Annotated in this window: 14 protein-coding genes; 5 read left to right on the forward strand and 9 right to left on the reverse strand. The window is 64.4% G+C overall.

Annotation, left to right across the window (positions count from 1 at the left end; genetic code table 11):
- Window positions 1-5: 5 nt before the first annotated feature.
- Window positions 6-989 (reverse strand): Bug family tripartite tricarboxylate transporter substrate binding protein, encoded by a 984-nt coding sequence (locus AB6724_RS01010; RefSeq protein WP_369336637.1) that lies wholly within the window; start codon window positions 987-989, stop codon window positions 6-8.
- A 178-nt stretch (window positions 990-1,167) separates the two neighbouring features.
- Between AB6724_RS01010 and AB6724_RS01015 the strand changes: the two genes are divergently transcribed.
- Complete coding sequence (locus AB6724_RS01015) at window positions 1,168-1,683, forward strand: MarR family winged helix-turn-helix transcriptional regulator (RefSeq protein ID WP_369336638.1); 516 nt, start codon at window positions 1,168-1,170, stop codon at window positions 1,681-1,683.
- Window positions 1,684-1,816: 133 nt separating this feature from the next.
- Here AB6724_RS01015 and AB6724_RS01020 read toward each other — a convergent pair whose 3' ends face one another.
- Window positions 1,817-2,788: an AraC family transcriptional regulator gene (locus AB6724_RS01020; protein ID WP_369336639.1), complete on the reverse strand. Its 972-nt coding sequence runs from the start codon at window positions 2,786-2,788 to the stop codon at window positions 1,817-1,819.
- A 142-nt stretch (window positions 2,789-2,930) separates the two neighbouring features.
- Here AB6724_RS01020 and AB6724_RS01025 point away from each other — a divergent pair, with 142 nt between their 5' ends.
- The gene (locus AB6724_RS01025; RefSeq protein WP_369336640.1) at window positions 2,931-4,076 is read left to right on the forward strand and encodes an FAD-dependent monooxygenase; all 1,146 of its coding nucleotides are present in this window, start codon (window positions 2,931-2,933) and stop codon (window positions 4,074-4,076) included.
- 114 nt (window positions 4,077-4,190) lie between these two features.
- Here AB6724_RS01025 and AB6724_RS01030 read toward each other — a convergent pair whose 3' ends face one another.
- The 4 genes from AB6724_RS01030 to AB6724_RS01045 all read right to left on the reverse strand — a co-directional run bounded on the left by AB6724_RS01030 (window position 4,191) and on the right by AB6724_RS01045 (window position 9,269).
- The gene (locus AB6724_RS01030) at window positions 4,191-4,640 is read right to left on the reverse strand and encodes a hypothetical protein (protein WP_369336641.1); all 450 of its coding nucleotides are present in this window, start codon (window positions 4,638-4,640) and stop codon (window positions 4,191-4,193) included.
- 380 nt (window positions 4,641-5,020) lie between these two features.
- A complete protein-coding gene (gene gdhA, locus AB6724_RS01035; RefSeq protein ID WP_369336642.1) occupies window positions 5,021-6,367 on the reverse strand; it encodes an NADP-specific glutamate dehydrogenase in 1,347 nt (448 codons plus the stop codon).
- Window positions 6,368-6,801: 434 nt separating this feature from the next.
- Window positions 6,802-8,916 (reverse strand): DNA mismatch repair endonuclease MutL, encoded by a 2,115-nt coding sequence (gene mutL, locus AB6724_RS01040; RefSeq protein WP_369336643.1) that lies wholly within the window; start codon window positions 8,914-8,916, stop codon window positions 6,802-6,804.
- Between the two features lie 113 nt (window positions 8,917-9,029).
- Entirely contained in the window at window positions 9,030-9,269 is a 240-nt protein-coding gene (locus tag AB6724_RS01045) for a glycine zipper 2TM domain-containing protein (protein ID WP_369336644.1), read from the reverse strand.
- A 345-nt stretch (window positions 9,270-9,614) separates the two neighbouring features.
- Here AB6724_RS01045 and AB6724_RS01050 point away from each other — a divergent pair, with 345 nt between their 5' ends.
- Window positions 9,615-10,268, forward strand: coding sequence for a DedA family protein (locus tag AB6724_RS01050; protein WP_369336645.1), 654 nt, complete (start codon window positions 9,615-9,617; stop codon window positions 10,266-10,268).
- Window positions 10,269-10,378: 110 nt separating this feature from the next.
- Here AB6724_RS01050 and AB6724_RS01055 read toward each other — a convergent pair whose 3' ends face one another.
- From AB6724_RS01055 to tsaE, 3 genes are all read right to left on the reverse strand, one after another.
- Window positions 10,379-10,588, reverse strand: coding sequence for a YMGG-like glycine zipper-containing protein (locus AB6724_RS01055; protein ID WP_369336646.1), 210 nt, complete (start codon window positions 10,586-10,588; stop codon window positions 10,379-10,381).
- Window positions 10,589-10,760: 172 nt separating this feature from the next.
- Window positions 10,761-12,236 carry an N-acetylmuramoyl-L-alanine amidase gene (locus tag AB6724_RS01060; RefSeq protein WP_369336647.1) on the reverse strand — a complete coding sequence of 492 codons (1,476 nt, stop codon included), beginning with the start codon at window positions 12,234-12,236 and terminating at the stop codon, window positions 10,761-10,763.
- Window positions 12,233-12,754 carry a tRNA (adenosine(37)-N6)-threonylcarbamoyltransferase complex ATPase subunit type 1 TsaE gene (tsaE, locus tag AB6724_RS01065; RefSeq protein ID WP_369336648.1) on the reverse strand — a complete coding sequence of 174 codons (522 nt, stop codon included), beginning with the start codon at window positions 12,752-12,754 and terminating at the stop codon, window positions 12,233-12,235. Before tsaE ends, AB6724_RS01060 begins: the two co-directional genes overlap by 4 nt.
- Before the next feature lie 12 nt (window positions 12,755-12,766).
- Here tsaE and queG point away from each other — a divergent pair, with 12 nt between their 5' ends.
- Both queG and AB6724_RS01075 read left to right on the forward strand, forming a co-directional pair.
- Window positions 12,767-13,822, forward strand: coding sequence for a tRNA epoxyqueuosine(34) reductase QueG (queG, locus tag AB6724_RS01070; RefSeq protein WP_369336649.1), 1,056 nt, complete (start codon window positions 12,767-12,769; stop codon window positions 13,820-13,822).
- Between the two features lie 243 nt (window positions 13,823-14,065).
- The gene (locus AB6724_RS01075) at window positions 14,066-15,046 is read left to right on the forward strand and encodes a tripartite tricarboxylate transporter substrate binding protein BugE (RefSeq protein ID WP_369336650.1); all 981 of its coding nucleotides are present in this window, start codon (window positions 14,066-14,068) and stop codon (window positions 15,044-15,046) included.
- Window positions 15,047-15,115 lie beyond the last annotated feature (69 nt).

Raw genomic sequence — 15,115 nt, forward strand, 5'->3', positions numbered from 1 at the left:
TGGGTTCACTCGGCCACGATGCCGAGTTCCTTGATGGCCTTGCCCATCACCATGTACTCGCGTTGATTCAGGTCGGTCAGCACCTTGGGCGAACCGCCGGCAGGCAGGGCTCCGAAGACAGCCAGTTTTTCCACGACTTCGGGCTCGCGCAGAATGGCATTGAGGTGTTCATTGAGCAGATTGATCACCGCTGCAGGCGTCTTCTTGGGAGCGAAGAAACCGTTCCAGGCGCTGACTGCCACCTCCTTGTAGCCCAGCTCCACCAGTGTCGGCACGGCAGGTGCCAGCGATGAGCGCTTGGTATCGCCAATGGCCAGAGCAATCAGCTTGCCCGAGTCCAGATACTGGCGTACCGGCCCGAAAGTGACCCAGGCGGTATCGACGTGGCCGGCCACTACATCGGTCACCGACGGGCCGACACCGCGATATGGGACATGCGCAAGCTTGACGCCCGCGGCTTTGTTCAGCCACTCGCCGGCGATATGCATGGGCGAGCCGGCGCCCGGGCTGGCATAGGAGACAGTGGCGCCGCTTTTGGCCTTGGCAATCAGCTCGGGCAGGTTTTTGACACCCATTTTCGGGCTCGTGACCAGCACCAGGGGCTGGGTGGCGGTGTTGATGATCGCCTCGTAGCCGTTGAGTACGTCGTAGGCCGCAGCACCCGACAGCTTCATTACCAGCGGCGCGGTGGTGAAGGGGTTGGGTGTGAACAAGAGCGTGTAGCCATCGGCGCGTGCACGCCCCACCATACCGTTGCCTATCGCACCGCCCGCGCCCGGGCGGTTGTCAATCAGCACCGTCTGTTTGAGCCTATGGCTGAGCTTGTCGGCAAAGAGACGGGCGATGGCGTCCGTGTCTCCACCCGGGGGGTACGAGACGATCACCGTGATGGGTTTGCTGGGATAGCTTTCTTCGGCAAGCACCGGCTGCGAAAGCAGCGCGCCGCAGGCAAGAGCTGTAAAGCAAAACTGGCGTCTATCAACTGACATGGTCGCCTCTCCTTGGGCCGTGGGTAGAAATCTCGTGTGCGATCGTTTTGTTTCAATAATGAAACATTGAATCGCAAGAGAAACAATAAGTGGGAGTTATACGCTCATAGTTGATCGATCAAATTGCTGTTTTCACCATTGACAGTGGAATTTGTGATTGATGATGAAACAATGCGACATGGACAAGAAAACGTATGAAACGCCCTGGTCGCACTTGAATGCGCAAGGTGACGGACTGACGGTGGAGGACTTCATCACCACCTTGATGAGCCAGGTGGGAAATGCTCTGCGGCGCACCATCACCGTTCCCTATGCCGAGCAACACGATCTGACGGTATCGGAGTGGCGCTTGCTGGCTTTGATCGCTCACGCGAGGCGGCTGGCCTTCTCGGATCTGGTGATTCAGTCCACCTCGGACAAGGCCTTGGTGAGCCGCGCGCTCAAGCGGCTGGAGGCCAAAGGCTTGGTGGAGTTGCAGGGCGAAGGCAATACGCCGCGCAAGAAGATCTTTTGTCAGGTCACCGAGCAGGGCGAGGCCCTGCATGCCCAAGTCATGCCGTTGGCGCGTGCCAGCCAGGCTGCGGCTATTCGCGTGTTGCCCGAGGAGGAGCGAGATGCGATGTACAGCGCACTGATGCGGCTGCGTGCCCACTGCGAGCAGACGGAGGCGGCGACGGATAACGAGGAGGATTGACTCCCTCTCATCAGTGGCACGCGAGTCTCCAGCTTCTATCTCTGCCTGACACAAACATTGACAGCACCGGCCAGCCGTTGTCCTGTCCCGGATTGAACTGGAGAAGGCCGGCCTGTGCTTTGGCGGTGTCGCGCTATATCAGCGCGGCAAATTCTTTTCTGAGCGCCTGGGTGTTGCGCTGATACGCCCGCGGAGGCAAGCCGCACCAGCGCTTGAAGGCGCGCGCAAACACCCGTTCGGACTCGTAACCGCATTCCTCGGCGATCTGCACCAGTGGCAGGCCGGACTCCAGTTGCTGGGCGGCATGTGCCATGCGTTGTTGCAGCAGATAGGCCATGGGCGAGTCGCCCACCAAAGTCTTGAATTTTTCGGCAAACCGCGAGCGCGACATGGCCGCCTCCCTGGCCAGGGCCTGCAGGGTCCAGTCATGGCTGGGGCGGCCATGGATGGCGGCCATGGCCTTGGCGATCTGCGCATCGGCCAGGCCGCGGACCCAGCCCTGGCCGCGCTCCTGCTGAGCAGCGAAATAGTTGCTCAGCACATGAACCATGGTCAGTTCGCCCAGGCGTGCAGCCGCGAGACGCCAGCCCGCGCGCCTGGCAAGCGAGTCTGCTATCAGCGCCTCCAGTGTGCGGCCCAGCATGGCCGGCGGTGCGGCTTGTTCCGCCGGTATGTGCAGCAGCGGCGGCAACAGATTCAAGATGGTGTGACGGCAGTGGGCTGATATCCATAGCAGTACCGAATCGATGCGGGTCCGGGCTCCGGCGCCACCATGCTCGAAGGTCAGAGGATTCTCGTCCTTGGGGCCTTGGGCAAAGCGCTCGATCATGTGGGCGAATGGAACCGGTGCCAGTGCCAGGTCCGAAGCCATCACATGCGGGCTGCCCAGGGGCAGAACCACCAGGTCGCCGGGCATGACTCTTACCGGCTCCTGGCCCTGCACCTGCAGCCAGTACGGCTGTCCCTGGGCAATGCGGATCATGGTTCCGGGCACGCCTTCGGATGCCAGTGCCCAGGGCGCGCGCAAGAAAAAGCTGGCCGTCACCGCGCGTTCGGCCCGGCAGATGGCCAGTACATCACTGAGATGGTCGCTGCTTTGCGTCATAGATGATTTGGGACGATTGATGCCATTTTACGGACGCTTGGCGCTTAACGGCGGCGGCCGCCTTGCCGACACTGGCTGGCATCGGGACCAGGGTGCGGTTGCAGCCGGTCCCTAGAACTCATACCTATATCAAGGAGCAAACATGGCCAAGACAGGACTGAAGATAGGCATTGTGGGCGGCGGCATTGGCGGCCTGGCCGCAGCCAATGCACTGCATGGCAGCGGACACGAAGTAACGGTGTTCGAACAAAGCCGGCAATACCTGCGCGTAGGGGCCGATATCAATCTGACGCCCAACGCCGTGCGTGCGCTGGACGGCCTGGGTGAGGGCATTGCCGCGGCAGTGCGTGCCTCGGCAGCTCGCCCTACGCACCGCATCAGCCGTACCTGGGACAGCGGCGAGGAAACCTCGCGCCTGACCATGGGCAATGAGGCCGAACGTCAATACGGCGCACCGCAGCTCACCATTCACCGCGCGGATCTGCTGGCGGCGCTGGCCGACGCCTTTCCTGCCGATCAGGTGAAGTTTGCCAAGCGCGTCAGCCGGATTGCCCAAACCGATGTCGGCGTCTCGGTGGATTTTGCCGACGGCACGCGGGTAGAGGGACTGGATGCACTGGTCGGCTCGGACGGAATTCATTCGGTGGTGCGCACGGCCCTGTTCGGCGCCGAGAGCCCACGCTTTACCGGGGTGGTGGCGTTTCGCGCCGTGGTGCCTACCGAGCGCGTGCGCCACGTCCCCGATATTGGAGCCTTCACCAAGTGGTGGGGGCCGACATCGGACAGCCAGATCGTGACCTTTCCGCTCAACCAGGGCCGCGATACCTTCATCTTTGCCACCACGGCGCAGGAGTCCTGGCATGAGGAATCCTGGACCACGGAAGGCAGCGTGACCGAGTTGCGCGGTTTCTACGCCGGCTTCCACCCCCATGCACGGGTCTTGCTGGACGCATGCGACAGCGTGCTCAAGACGGCTTTGTATGAGCGCGACCCGCTACCACAGTGGTCGCAGGGCCGGGTTTCGCTGCTTGGCGATGCCAGCCATCCCATGATGCCGTTCATGGCCCAGGGCGCCGGCATGGCCATCGAGGATGCCGTGGTGTTGGCCCGCAACCTCGATGCGGCCCAAAGCGCTGCCCAGGTGCCGCAGGCCCTGCAGAACTACGAAATCATGCGCAAGCAGCGCACCAGCGAGATCCAGATCGGTTCGAGAGGCAACAACTGGCTGCGTGCCGGCGGCAATGCCGACTGGGTCTACGGCTACGACGCCTGGCAAGTCCCCATGTAGTCAAGACTTGGGCAGAGGCTCCCGCGATGAATGCTTTCATTGGGGGCGCTTGGCGGGCGGCTAGGAGCGAAGCCAGCGGCCTGCCCCTAGGCGGACGGGCCTGCGGAGTCGGGCTTAACTCGTCGCCTTGGCAGCGGCCGCAGATGCGGCGGCGCCGGTCGCCGCGCCCGCCGCCGTAATCACGGCGGTCCCGGCAGCCATGCCGCCACCGCCTGCAGCGAGTGCACCGCCGCCGACGGCCGCCAGGGAGGCGTTGGCTAGGGCGGCTCCGGAGAGGGTGCTGATGGCCGTGCCGGTGCTGGCAGCTCCCAGCAGCCCGGCCCCGCCGGCCGCCGCCGCCAGCGCCGGCGCTGCGGCCAATGCCACCCCGCCGGTGGCCACGGTGCCAACCGCCACGAGCAGCGTCTTGCCCGGGTTTTCGACCACCACGTCGACGACATCGGCGACAACGTCGGCCGCACCACCGACCACGCTGCCCGCAATATCCACGGTGCCTTCGACCACGCTGCTTGCAATATCGACGGCACCGTCGAACACATCGCCGACAAAGTCAAAGAATCCCATGATTGATCTCCCGCCTAGAGCTGATGAAAAGCGGGGCAGACTCAGGCTGCATATGCCCAACCGGATTGAGATGCTAGCCGCCAGAGCTTGTCGAATGGCTAGCTGCGTTCCAATTTGTAACTGGATATCGCTGCCGGAGCATAACCGTTTATGCGGGCCTGAAAATTCGGCAGCGTCGATGGGCGATGGATGGTCTGCATTCTTTCAGGCGCTGGCATCTCGCCGGGTGCATGGTCGCTGCCGAGCCCGCTCAATCCAGCTGCGGCTCAAAGTGCCCGATGCGGGCGCATACGCTTGGGTCCCGGAAGACGCTGCTGCTCGCGATACGGCCAATAAAAAAGGCCCCGCAGGGCCTTTTGATGGGAGATCCGGCGTAAAGCTTAGATCACGCCCTGTGCCAGCATGGCGTCGGCCACCTTCACGAAGCCGGCCACGTTGGCGCCGTCGATGTAGCTCACGCTGCCGTCTTCGCGCTTGCCGTACTTCAGGCAGGCCGCATGGATGCCTTGCATGATCTGCAGCAGACGGGCGTCCACTTCTTCGCAGGTCCACGACAGGCGCATGGCGTTCTGGCTCATTTCCAGGCCCGAGGTAGCCACGCCGCCGGCGTTCGATGCCTTGCCGGGGGCGTAGAGCACGCCGGCCTTCTCAAAGGCCTTGGCGGCTTCGTTGGTCGAAGGCATGTTGGCACCTTCGGCCACGCACAGCACGCCGTTGGCGATCAGGGTCTTGGCATCGGCTTCGCTCAGTTCGTTCTGGGTCGCGCAGGGCAGGGCCACGTCCACCTTGATGGACCAGGGGCACTGGCCGGCCAGGAATTGCACGCCGGGCACCTTGGCGGCGTAGTCGCTCACGCGGCCGTAGTGGTGGTTCTTGACCTCCATCAGGATGGCCAGCTTCTCGGGAGTGAAGCCTTCGGGGTCGTAGGCCGTGCCCGAGGAGTCGGACACGGTCACGACCTTGGCGCCCAGCTGCAGGGCTTTTTCCACGGCGTACTGCGCCACATTGCCCGAGCCGGAGACCGACACGGTCTTGCCCTTGAAGGACTGGCCGCGGGTGGCCAGCATTTCCTGGGCGAAGTACACGGTGCCGTAGCCCGTGGCTTCGGGGCGGATCAGCGAGCCGCCGAAGGACAGGCCCTTGCCCGTGAACACGCTGCCCGCGGTGTTGGATAGCTTCTTGTACATGCCGGCCATGAAGCCGACTTCGCGGCCGCCCACGCCGATGTCACCAGCGGGCACGTCGGTGTCGGGACCCACGTGGCGGAACAGCTCGCTCACGAAGGCCTGGCAGAAGCGCATGACTTCGGCCGGGCTCTTGCCCTTGGGATCGAAGTCCGAGCCGCCCTTGCCGCCGCCCATGGGCAGCGTGGTCAGCGCATTCTTGAAGGTCTGCTCGAAAGCTAGGAACTTCAGCACGGACTGGTTCACCGAGGGGTGGAAGCGCAGACCGCCCTTGTAGGGGCCGATGGCCATGCTGTGCTGGATGCGGAAACCACGGTTCACATGGACCTGGCCCTTGTCGTCGGTCCAGCTCACGCGGAACTGGATGATGCGCTCGGGCTCGACCAGGCGCTCGAGCAGAGCGCTTTCGGCGTACTTTGGGTTCTTCTCGATGAAGGGCCAGAGGCTTTCCATCACTTCGGTGACGGCTTGCAGGAATTCGGGCTGGCCGGGGTTGCGTTGTGCCACTTCTTCCAGGAATTGGCCGACGGACTCGTACTTCATAGAGAGAACTTTCTGACTAGACAGAGGGATGCGCTGAAATTCGCGAAACTAAAATTATGCCAAAAAGTTATGCCTTCATGCTCTTTTTTGGTGAACACAGGCGCAACCATGGTGCACAAATGCCACTTTTTGGTGCGTTGTCATGAGATTTTTCCTTGCCTGGCAACAACTTGGGATTGCTGCTGGGGGCTCTCGTCCTGCATGGGGCAGCCTTGCCAATCCGCGATGAGCGCGCACGCGCATGCATGAGCCTGGACTTGGCTTCATGATGCGGGAATGTTTTTGTGATAGCACCAAATTGGTGCAGATCTGCGGGCGGCTATGGAAACCGTAGCGTGAACGGCAAGGCACCCATGGGCTTGCAGTCAATCGGGTCGTTGACGGCCGCAGCAAGCAGATGCGCCGGCCTGCGCACCGGGCCGACGCACCGGGGCTTAGCGGCCGCGCAGGAACAGCGCGTCCAGATCCTTCATGCCCAGCTGGCGCCAGGTGGGGCGGCCATGGTTGCACTGGTCGGAGCGCTCGGTCACTTCCATCTGGCGCAGCAGCGCGTTCATCTCGTCCAGTGTGAGCTTGCGGTTGGCGCGCACCGCACCGTGGCAGGCCATGGTCGCCAGAATCTCGTTGCGCGCGCGCTGCACCACGGTGCTGGCGTCGTGCTGGGCCAGCTCGGCCAGCACGCTGCGCGCTAGTTCCACGGCATCGCCCTGGGCCAGGGTGGCGGGCACGGCGCGCACGGCCAGGGTCTTGGGCGAGAAGGGCGAGACCTCCAGGCCCAGGGCCTGCAGCGTATCGGCATGGGTTTCGGCCGTGGCCACTTCCTCGGGCGTGGCCGCGAAGGTCGCGGGAATCAGCAGCGGCTGGCTGGGGATCTGCTGATCGCCGTTTTCCGTATTCAGGGCATTCTTGAGCTGCTCGTAGACGATGCGCTCATGGGCGGCGTGCATGTCCACGATGACCATGCCCTGGGAGTTCTCGGCCAGGATGTACACGCCGTGGATCTGCGCCACGGCGCGGCCCAGTGGCCAGACGGGGGAGGCGTCGGCAGGTGTCGGCTCGGGCACGGCAGGCGCTTGCGTCTGCAGTGCAGCCTGGGCCGGCGCTGCCGTTGTGGCTATTGAAGCCGCTGCTGCTGGCGCCTGTACGGAATGGGCGACAGGTGCTGGTTGCTGGAAATAGCTGGACTGCCCCGAGGGCCGCAGCTTGATGCTGCTGTCTTCCGCCGTCGGGCTGCCGCCGGTCGCTGCCGCGGCCGGCGTGCTGGCCGCCGTCGCCACGGGCGCCGCTGTTGCAGCGGTTTCGCGCATGGGCGCCCAGAGCTTGGCCAGATCGCTGACCGGTGTGCCCGCGCGTTCCTCGCCAAAGCTCATGCGGGTCTGGGGCCAGGCCGGGGGGGCGGCAGGCTTGGTAGCGGGCTGGGGCACGGCGTCGATCAGAGCCGGCTGGCGTGCCGCTTCCTGAGCGGCGGCTTCGACCACGGCGGCCGCGCGCGGCGCAGCCAGTGCGTTGTCGATCGCATGGCGCACGGCCTGGTGCACTTCGCGGCTGTCGCGAAAGCGCACCTCGATCTTGGTCGGGTGCACGTTCACGTCCACGCGTGCGGGATCGATCTCGATATACAGCGCATAAACCGGCTGCTTGTTGCCGTGCAGCACATCCTCGTAGGCCGCGCGGGCCGCATGGGTCAGCACCTTGTCGCGCACAAAGCGGCCGTTGACATAGCAGAACTGCTGGTCGGGCCGCGAGCGCGCAGCATCGGGAATGCCGGCGCGGCCGGTCACATGGACGGCTCCGGCCCAGTGATCGACGGCCACGGAGTGCTCGACAAACTTGTCGCTGAGCACGTCGGCCAGGCGGCGCGACAGCGCTTCTTCGGAGGCGCCCGTGGCCGCGCGCCACTGCTCGACCAGCTTGCCCTCGTGCCAGATGGCAAAGCCCACATCGGGCCGGGCCAGCGCATGGCGGCGCACGGACTCGATGCAGTGCGCGAGTTCGGTGGCATCGCTCTTGAGGAATTTGCGGCGTGCGGGCGTGGAGAAGAACAGCTCCTTGACCTCCACCGTCGTGCCCTGGTTGCGGGCCGCGGGACGCAGCTCGCCACTGCGGGCGTCGAGCAGAAACGCCGATTCCTGCCCCGCGGGGCGCGAGAAGATGGAGGTCTCGGACACCGAGGCGATGGCGGCCAGCGCCTCGCCGCGAAAGCCCATGGTGGCCACGGTCTCCAGATCGTGCAGATCGGTGATCTTGCTGGTCGCATGGCGGCGCAAGGCCACGGGCAGCTCGGCCTGCGGAATGCCGCAGCCGTCGTCTTCCACGGCGATCAGGCGCACGCCGCCGGCCAGCAGGCGCACGGTGATCTGGCTGGCGCCGGAGTCCAGCGCGTTGTCCACGAGTTCGCGCACCACGGAGGCAGGGCGCTCGACCACCTCGCCCGCGGCGATCTGGCTGATCAGCTCGTCGGGCAGATCGCGGATAGGGCGGCGCACGGGCGCGCCGGTTGCGGAAGGCGTGGAGGAGGTTTCTGGGCTGGATGCGTTCACGTCGGCCATTCTAGGCGCGGGCGCAAGACAGTTTGGAAGTCGGTCTTTTGTGCATTCCGCAATGAAAAAGAGCTGCGGATGCAGCTCTTTGGCGTGGGCCCTGCGGCCTGAGGAGCGCGTGCTTAGCGACGGTGGCCGCTGGTCATCTCGTTGCCGATCAGCGCGCCGGCTGCGGCACCGCCGATGGTGCCGATAGGGCCGCCGAACAGCACGTTGCCGACCGCACCGCCGGCAACGGCACCGGCACCGATGCCGAGCTGGCGGTTGCTGGGGCCGTGGGCGCAGCCGCCCAGAGCCATGGCACCCACCAGGGCAGCCGTCAGGGTCAGGGCCTTGCCATAACGCACAGTGATCTTGTTCATGGTGTTGAATCCTCTCGTTGATTCTTGTGAAGAATGCCGTGCAGCCGGTCCCAGGCCGGGAGGAGGTGCATTGCGGCGGATGCTCATGGATGGGTGGGCTGCTGTCTGCAGCATGCCCGTTTACAAGGCTCTAATGTGCCCGCAAGCATGCCCGGTTTTTTTGAAGTAGAGGTATCGGTTGTGTGGAATTTGTAACAAATGCGCGGTGCGCTTGTATATTTGTTCTCCGCTGCAAGCGGCTGTATTGGGCGGCCGCGCCGATGTCCGTGTGTGGCAGCGGTTGCTCGCCGTCGCGGGCCGCAATGCGCAGTACATTACGGGCCCAGAATCTCAGAGGATAGTGCCTTGGAAATCATTCAGTTCCTGATCGACTTCATCCTGCATATCGACAAGCATCTGGAAGCTTTTGTCGTGGCCTATGGGCCCTGGGTGTATGCCTTGCTGTTCATCATCGTGTTTGTGGAGACCGGCGTCGTGGTCATGCCGTTCCTGCCCGGTGACTCCCTGCTGTTCATCGTGGGCGCGCTCTGCGGCGCGGGCTTCATGAGCTACCCGCTGGCCGCCGTGGTGCTGCTGGCCGCCGCCATTCTGGGCGACCAGTGCAATTACACGATAGGCCGCTACCTCGGGCCCAAGGTCTTCCAGTGGGAGGATTCGCGCTGGTTCAACCGCAAGGCTTTCGACCGCGCGCATGATTTCTACGAGCGCTATGGCGGCGTGACCATCATCCTGGCGCGCTTCATGCCGTTCATCCGCACGTTTGCGCCTTTTGTGGCCGGGGTCGCGCACATGAGCCGCTCCAGGTTCAGCCTGTTCAATGTGACCGGCGCGGTGATCTGGGTGCTGGGCATCAGCGCTGCGGGCTATTTCTTCGGCAATATGGAATGGGTCAAGAACAACCTCGAGAAGATCATCTGGGGTCTGATCCTGGTGCCGGGGCTGATCGCCATCTTCGGCGCCTGGCGCGGCGGCCGCGCCGAAAAGGTCAGCGCCGCCTGAGAACAGGATTCTCGATAGCTGCCGGCGCAAGCCGGGCCGCGGTTTCGTCCGATTCGAGTGCAAAAAAGCCCCGGCATGCCGGGGCTTTTTTGTGGGTGCCAAGGCTTTGCTCAGTGGCGCTTGCCCACTTCATTACCAATCAGGGCGCCAGCGGCGGCTCCGCCAACGGTGCCCAGGGTGTTGCCAAACAGCGCATCGCCCACCACGCCGCCGGCCACGGCGCCCACGCCGGTGCCGATCTGGGCGTTGGTCGGGTGGGAGGCGCAGCCGGCCAGGGCCATGGTCAGGGCTGCGGCAAGAGTCAGGGTACGAAGAAACATCAGTCATCTCCTTAGAGTAGGAAGGTCATGACGATCTGCCATTTGGCCTGACACGACCTTCCTCGTTGGGGACGGCTACATTTTCCTCCCAAACCTCCAGCGCAGGGAGATAGAGGAGGCGCAAGCCCCTATCGCCAGCAGCTTTGCTCTGCGCCTGGCCAGCGCTGCACGCTTACACCGACCGGCTGCGCGCCAGCGGCGGGTTGTGCGCAAAGTACTTGCGTATGCCGTTCATGAGCGCATCCGCGAGCTGCTCCTGATAGGCGCTGCTGCGCAGCTTGGCCTCTTCCTCGGGGTTGCTGATGAAAGCCGTTTCCACCAGCACACTGGGGATGTCGGGAGCCTTGAGCACCGCAAAGCCGGCCTGCTCCACCTTGCCCTTGTGCAGCTTGGCCATGCCGCTGATCTCGCCTAGCAGCGAGGTGCCGAGCTTGAGGCTGTCCTTGATCTGCGCCGTGGTGCTCATGTCCAGCAGCATGCGCTGCACATGCTGGTCCTGCACGCCCATGTTCAGGCCGCCCACGAGGTCGGACTGGTTCTCCTTGTTGGCCAGCCAGCGCGCGGCCGTGCTCGAGGCACCGCGCTCGCTGAGCGCAAACACGCTGGCGCCGCGCGCGGCCGGGGTGGTGAAGGCATCGGCGTGGATGCTGATGAACAGGTCGGCCTGCACGCGGCGGGCCTTGTCCACGCGGGTGGCCAGGGGCACGAAGAAGTCGGCGTCGCGCGTCATGAAGGCACGCATGGGGTTGCCGCCTATGCGGGCGTCGTTGATGCGCTCGCGCAGCAGATGGCCGATCTTGAGCACCACGTCTTTTTCGCGCAGGCCGCTGGGGCCGGTGGCGCCGGGGTCTTCACCGCCATGGCCGGGGTCCAGGGCCACGATGATGATGCGGTCGGTGCTGCGCGAGGTCGCGATATTCGGCGCCTGCCGGGGCGCTGGTGCGGGAGCCGGCCGCGGTGCAGGGGCCGGCACGGGGGACGGAGCTTGAGCGATGACCGCCGGTGGGGGGGCAGCCGGTGCAGGGGCCGGACGCTGGTTGCGCTGGGCAATCAGGTCGCCCAGAGGGTCGGCGAGCGGCGCTGCGGCCACCGCCGCGGGCGGCGGGGTGGCGATGGGGGGCGCTGCAGTGCTGGCGGCCGCCGTGCTGCCGCTGGCATCGCGCAGGCGTTCGCTGATCAGCGCCTCCAGCGGGTCCACGGCCTTGGCCGGGTAGAGGTCCAGCACCAGGCGGTGCTTGTAGGGCGCGATGGGGGCCAGGGTGAAGACCTGGGGCCGGGCTTCCTGCTTAAGGTCTATGACCAGACGCACAATGCCCGGCGCAAACTGGCCCACGCGGATGCTGGCGATGTTGGGGTCGTCGGAGCGCACCTTGGCCACCAGCTCGCGCAGGGCCGGGTTGAGGTCTATGCCTTCCACGTCCACGGCTAGGCGCGGCGGGGTGGGCACGAAGACGGGCTTGGCACTCAGGGGAATGTCGGACTCAATGGTCACACGCGAATACTCGGGCGCGGGCCAGACCCGCACGGCGACGATGCTCGCGCCCTGGGCAATGTGCTGGCGGCCCAGCAGCAGGACCACGCCGCCGGCCTGCAGCAGGCTGCGGCGCGACAGGCCAAACGGAACAGGTGTGGATGATGTTTTGCTCATGCCCTGAATGCTTCAAGCACCGCACAGCCCACGGGAGTGCCCGCCTTGAGGGTCACTTGCCGCTGCGCATCGTCAATTGCTTCAATATGGATAGCTATATCCGCAACGGGTGTAACCGCTGCGGCTTTTTCGGGCCATTCTGCCAGCTTGAGACCGGGGCTGGCAAAAATGTCGCGAAAGCCCGCATCTTCCCATTCGCGCGGGTCGTCGAAGCGGTAGAAGTCGAAATGCCAGATCGACAGCGCGCCGGCCTCGTGCGGCTCCACCACGGCATAGGTCGGGCTTTTGATGCGGCCCTGCACGCCCAGGGCGCGCAGCCAGTGGCGCACCAGCGTGGTCTTGCCCGCGCCCAGGTCGCCGTGCAGCGTCACATAAGCGTTGCGCAGCTGGGGCTGGGCGGCCAGCTGCTGCGCAAAGCGTTCGGTATCTTGTTCGTCGCGCCAGACTATCTGTAGCTGCGTCAGCGCCTGAGGGGGCTGGTTTTCTACAATTCGTGGTGTATGTTGAGCAGCAGTCAATTGGTTCCTTTGATGCAAGCCTGGGCCGGCGAGCTGGGATTCTCCCAAATCGGCGTGGCCGGCGTGGATTTGTCCTCGGCAGAACCCGGCTTGCTGCAGTGGTTGGCGCAGGGCTTCCATGGCGAGATGCATTACATGCAGGCCCATGGAATGAAACGAGCACGGCCGGCGGAATTAGTTCCCGGCACGGTGAGCGTGATCACCGCGCGCATGGACTATTTGCCGCGGGACACGCCCGACGGCTGGCAGGCCGTGGAATGGTCGCGGCTCGAGCGCCCGGGCGAAGGCATTGTCTCCATGTATGCGCGCGGCCGGGACTATCACAAGGTGCTGCGCAACCGCCTGCAGAAGCTGGCCGAGCGCATCGCCGAGGAAATCGGCCCCTTCGGTCACCGGGCCTTCACCGATTCGGCCCCCGTGCTGGAGGCCGAGCTTGCCAGCCGCAGCGGCCAGGGCTGGCGCGGCAAGCACACGCTGGTGCTCAACCGTGAGGCCGGCTCGATGTTCTTTCTGGGCGAGATCTATGTGGACTTCGCTCTGGAGCCCACGGCGCCGGTGAGCGCCCATTGCGGCAACTGCACGTCTTGCATGGATGCCTGCCCCACGGGAGCCATCATAGGCGCGCACCAGGTCGATGCGCGTCGCTGCATCTCCTACCTGACCATCGAGCATGCGGGCAGCATTCCCGAGGCATTGCGCCCGCTGATGGCCAACCGCATCTACGGTTGCGACGACTGCCAGCTGGCCTGCCCGTGGAACAAATTCGCCCAGCGCAGCAGCCTGCCGGACTTCGATGCTCGCGCGGGCTTCACGGACATGCAGCTGGTGCACTACCTCGGCTGGGACGAAGCCACTTTTCTGCGCCTGACCGAAGGCAGTCCCATACGCCGCATAGGCCACGCACGCTGGCTGCGCAATGTGGCCGTGGCCATGGGCAATGCTCTGCGCGCCTCCAGGGACGAAGCGCAGAAGCGGGAGTTGATCCGGGCCTTGCAACAGCGCGCCGCGCATGAGGATGCCGTGGTGCGCGAGCATGTGGCCTGGGCGCTGGCTCAGGCGCAGGACTAGCGCCGAAAGCCAGGCCTTCCAGGGATAAGGCCCCGAGCAGCGCTGCGGGGAAGGGGTAGCGTCATTCCGTCGGCCTCGGCGCGAGCCGGGTGCCGGCTCCTTGCAGAAGATCAAGCCGTCCGGCTTATTTGTATTTTTCAAGGGTAAACACTGATGAATTGAGGGCGTGTAGAACAAAAAGGAATTAGCCGCGCTTTTAGTATTCGCAGTTCGTTATTTGCGAACCTCATGAGGAGACCCTTTATGAATCGTCGTCTGTGGATGGGCCTGACCTTGGCTCTTGCAACGGCTGGTGTTTCGACCGGTGCGATTGCCGACGCCAACTTCCCCGCCAAGCCGATCAAGCTTCTTGTGCCCTTTGCAGCAGGCGGCACGACCGACATCATTGCGCGCGTGATCGCCGACCCGCTGGGCAAGGAACTGGGCCAGCCCGTGATCGTGGACAACAAGGGCGGTGGCGGCGGCGTCATCGGTGCGCAGGAAACCGCGCGTCAGAAGCCCGATGGCTACAACCTGGGCATTTCCACCCTGTCGACCATGGCCACCAATCCGGCCATCAATCCCAAGACTCCCTATAACCCGCTGACGGACTTCACGCCTATCATCAATATTGCGGCCACGCCCAATGTGATCGCCGTGAACCCCAAGTTCGCCGGCGCAGCGAGCTACAAGGCTTTCGAGGCCGAACTCAAGGCCAATCCCGGCAAGTATTCCTATGGCTCGTCCGGCACGGGCGGCATCCAGCACATGCTGATGGAGCTGTACAAGTCGCTGACCGGTATCCAGATGACCCACGTGCCATACCGCGGTGCGGGCCCGGCCCTGAACGACGCGGTTGCCGGCCAGATCCCCATGATTTTGGACAACCTGCCTTCGGCACTACCCTTCATCAAGGACAACCGCCTCAAGGCCGTCGCCGTGGCCGCTCCCCAGCGCCTGGCCGTGCTGCCCGACGTGCCCACCTTCAAGGAAGTGGGTCTGCCCCAGGTCAACCGCATGGCTTCCTACGGCATTCTGGGCCCCAAGGGCATGGACAAGGCCGTGGTCGACAAGATCAATGCCGCTGTGAAAAAGGTGCTGCAGGACCCCGCCGTGAAGAAGCGCATCGAGGACACGGGTTCGCTGGTGGTGGGTAACACGCCCCAGGAATTCACCAAGGAGCTCAAGGACGAGTTCGAAACCTACAAGCAGGTCGTGGCCAAGCAGAAGCTGACGCTGGACTAAGCACTTGATCTGCTACTGAAGCAATAGCGGATACCGCAAGCCCGAAGTGCCTGAAAAGGCCTTCGGGCT

The organism is Comamonas guangdongensis, assembly GCF_041079535.1.
In the GTDB taxonomy this organism is placed as follows: Bacteria; Pseudomonadota; Gammaproteobacteria; order Burkholderiales; family Burkholderiaceae_C; genus Comamonas; species Comamonas guangdongensis.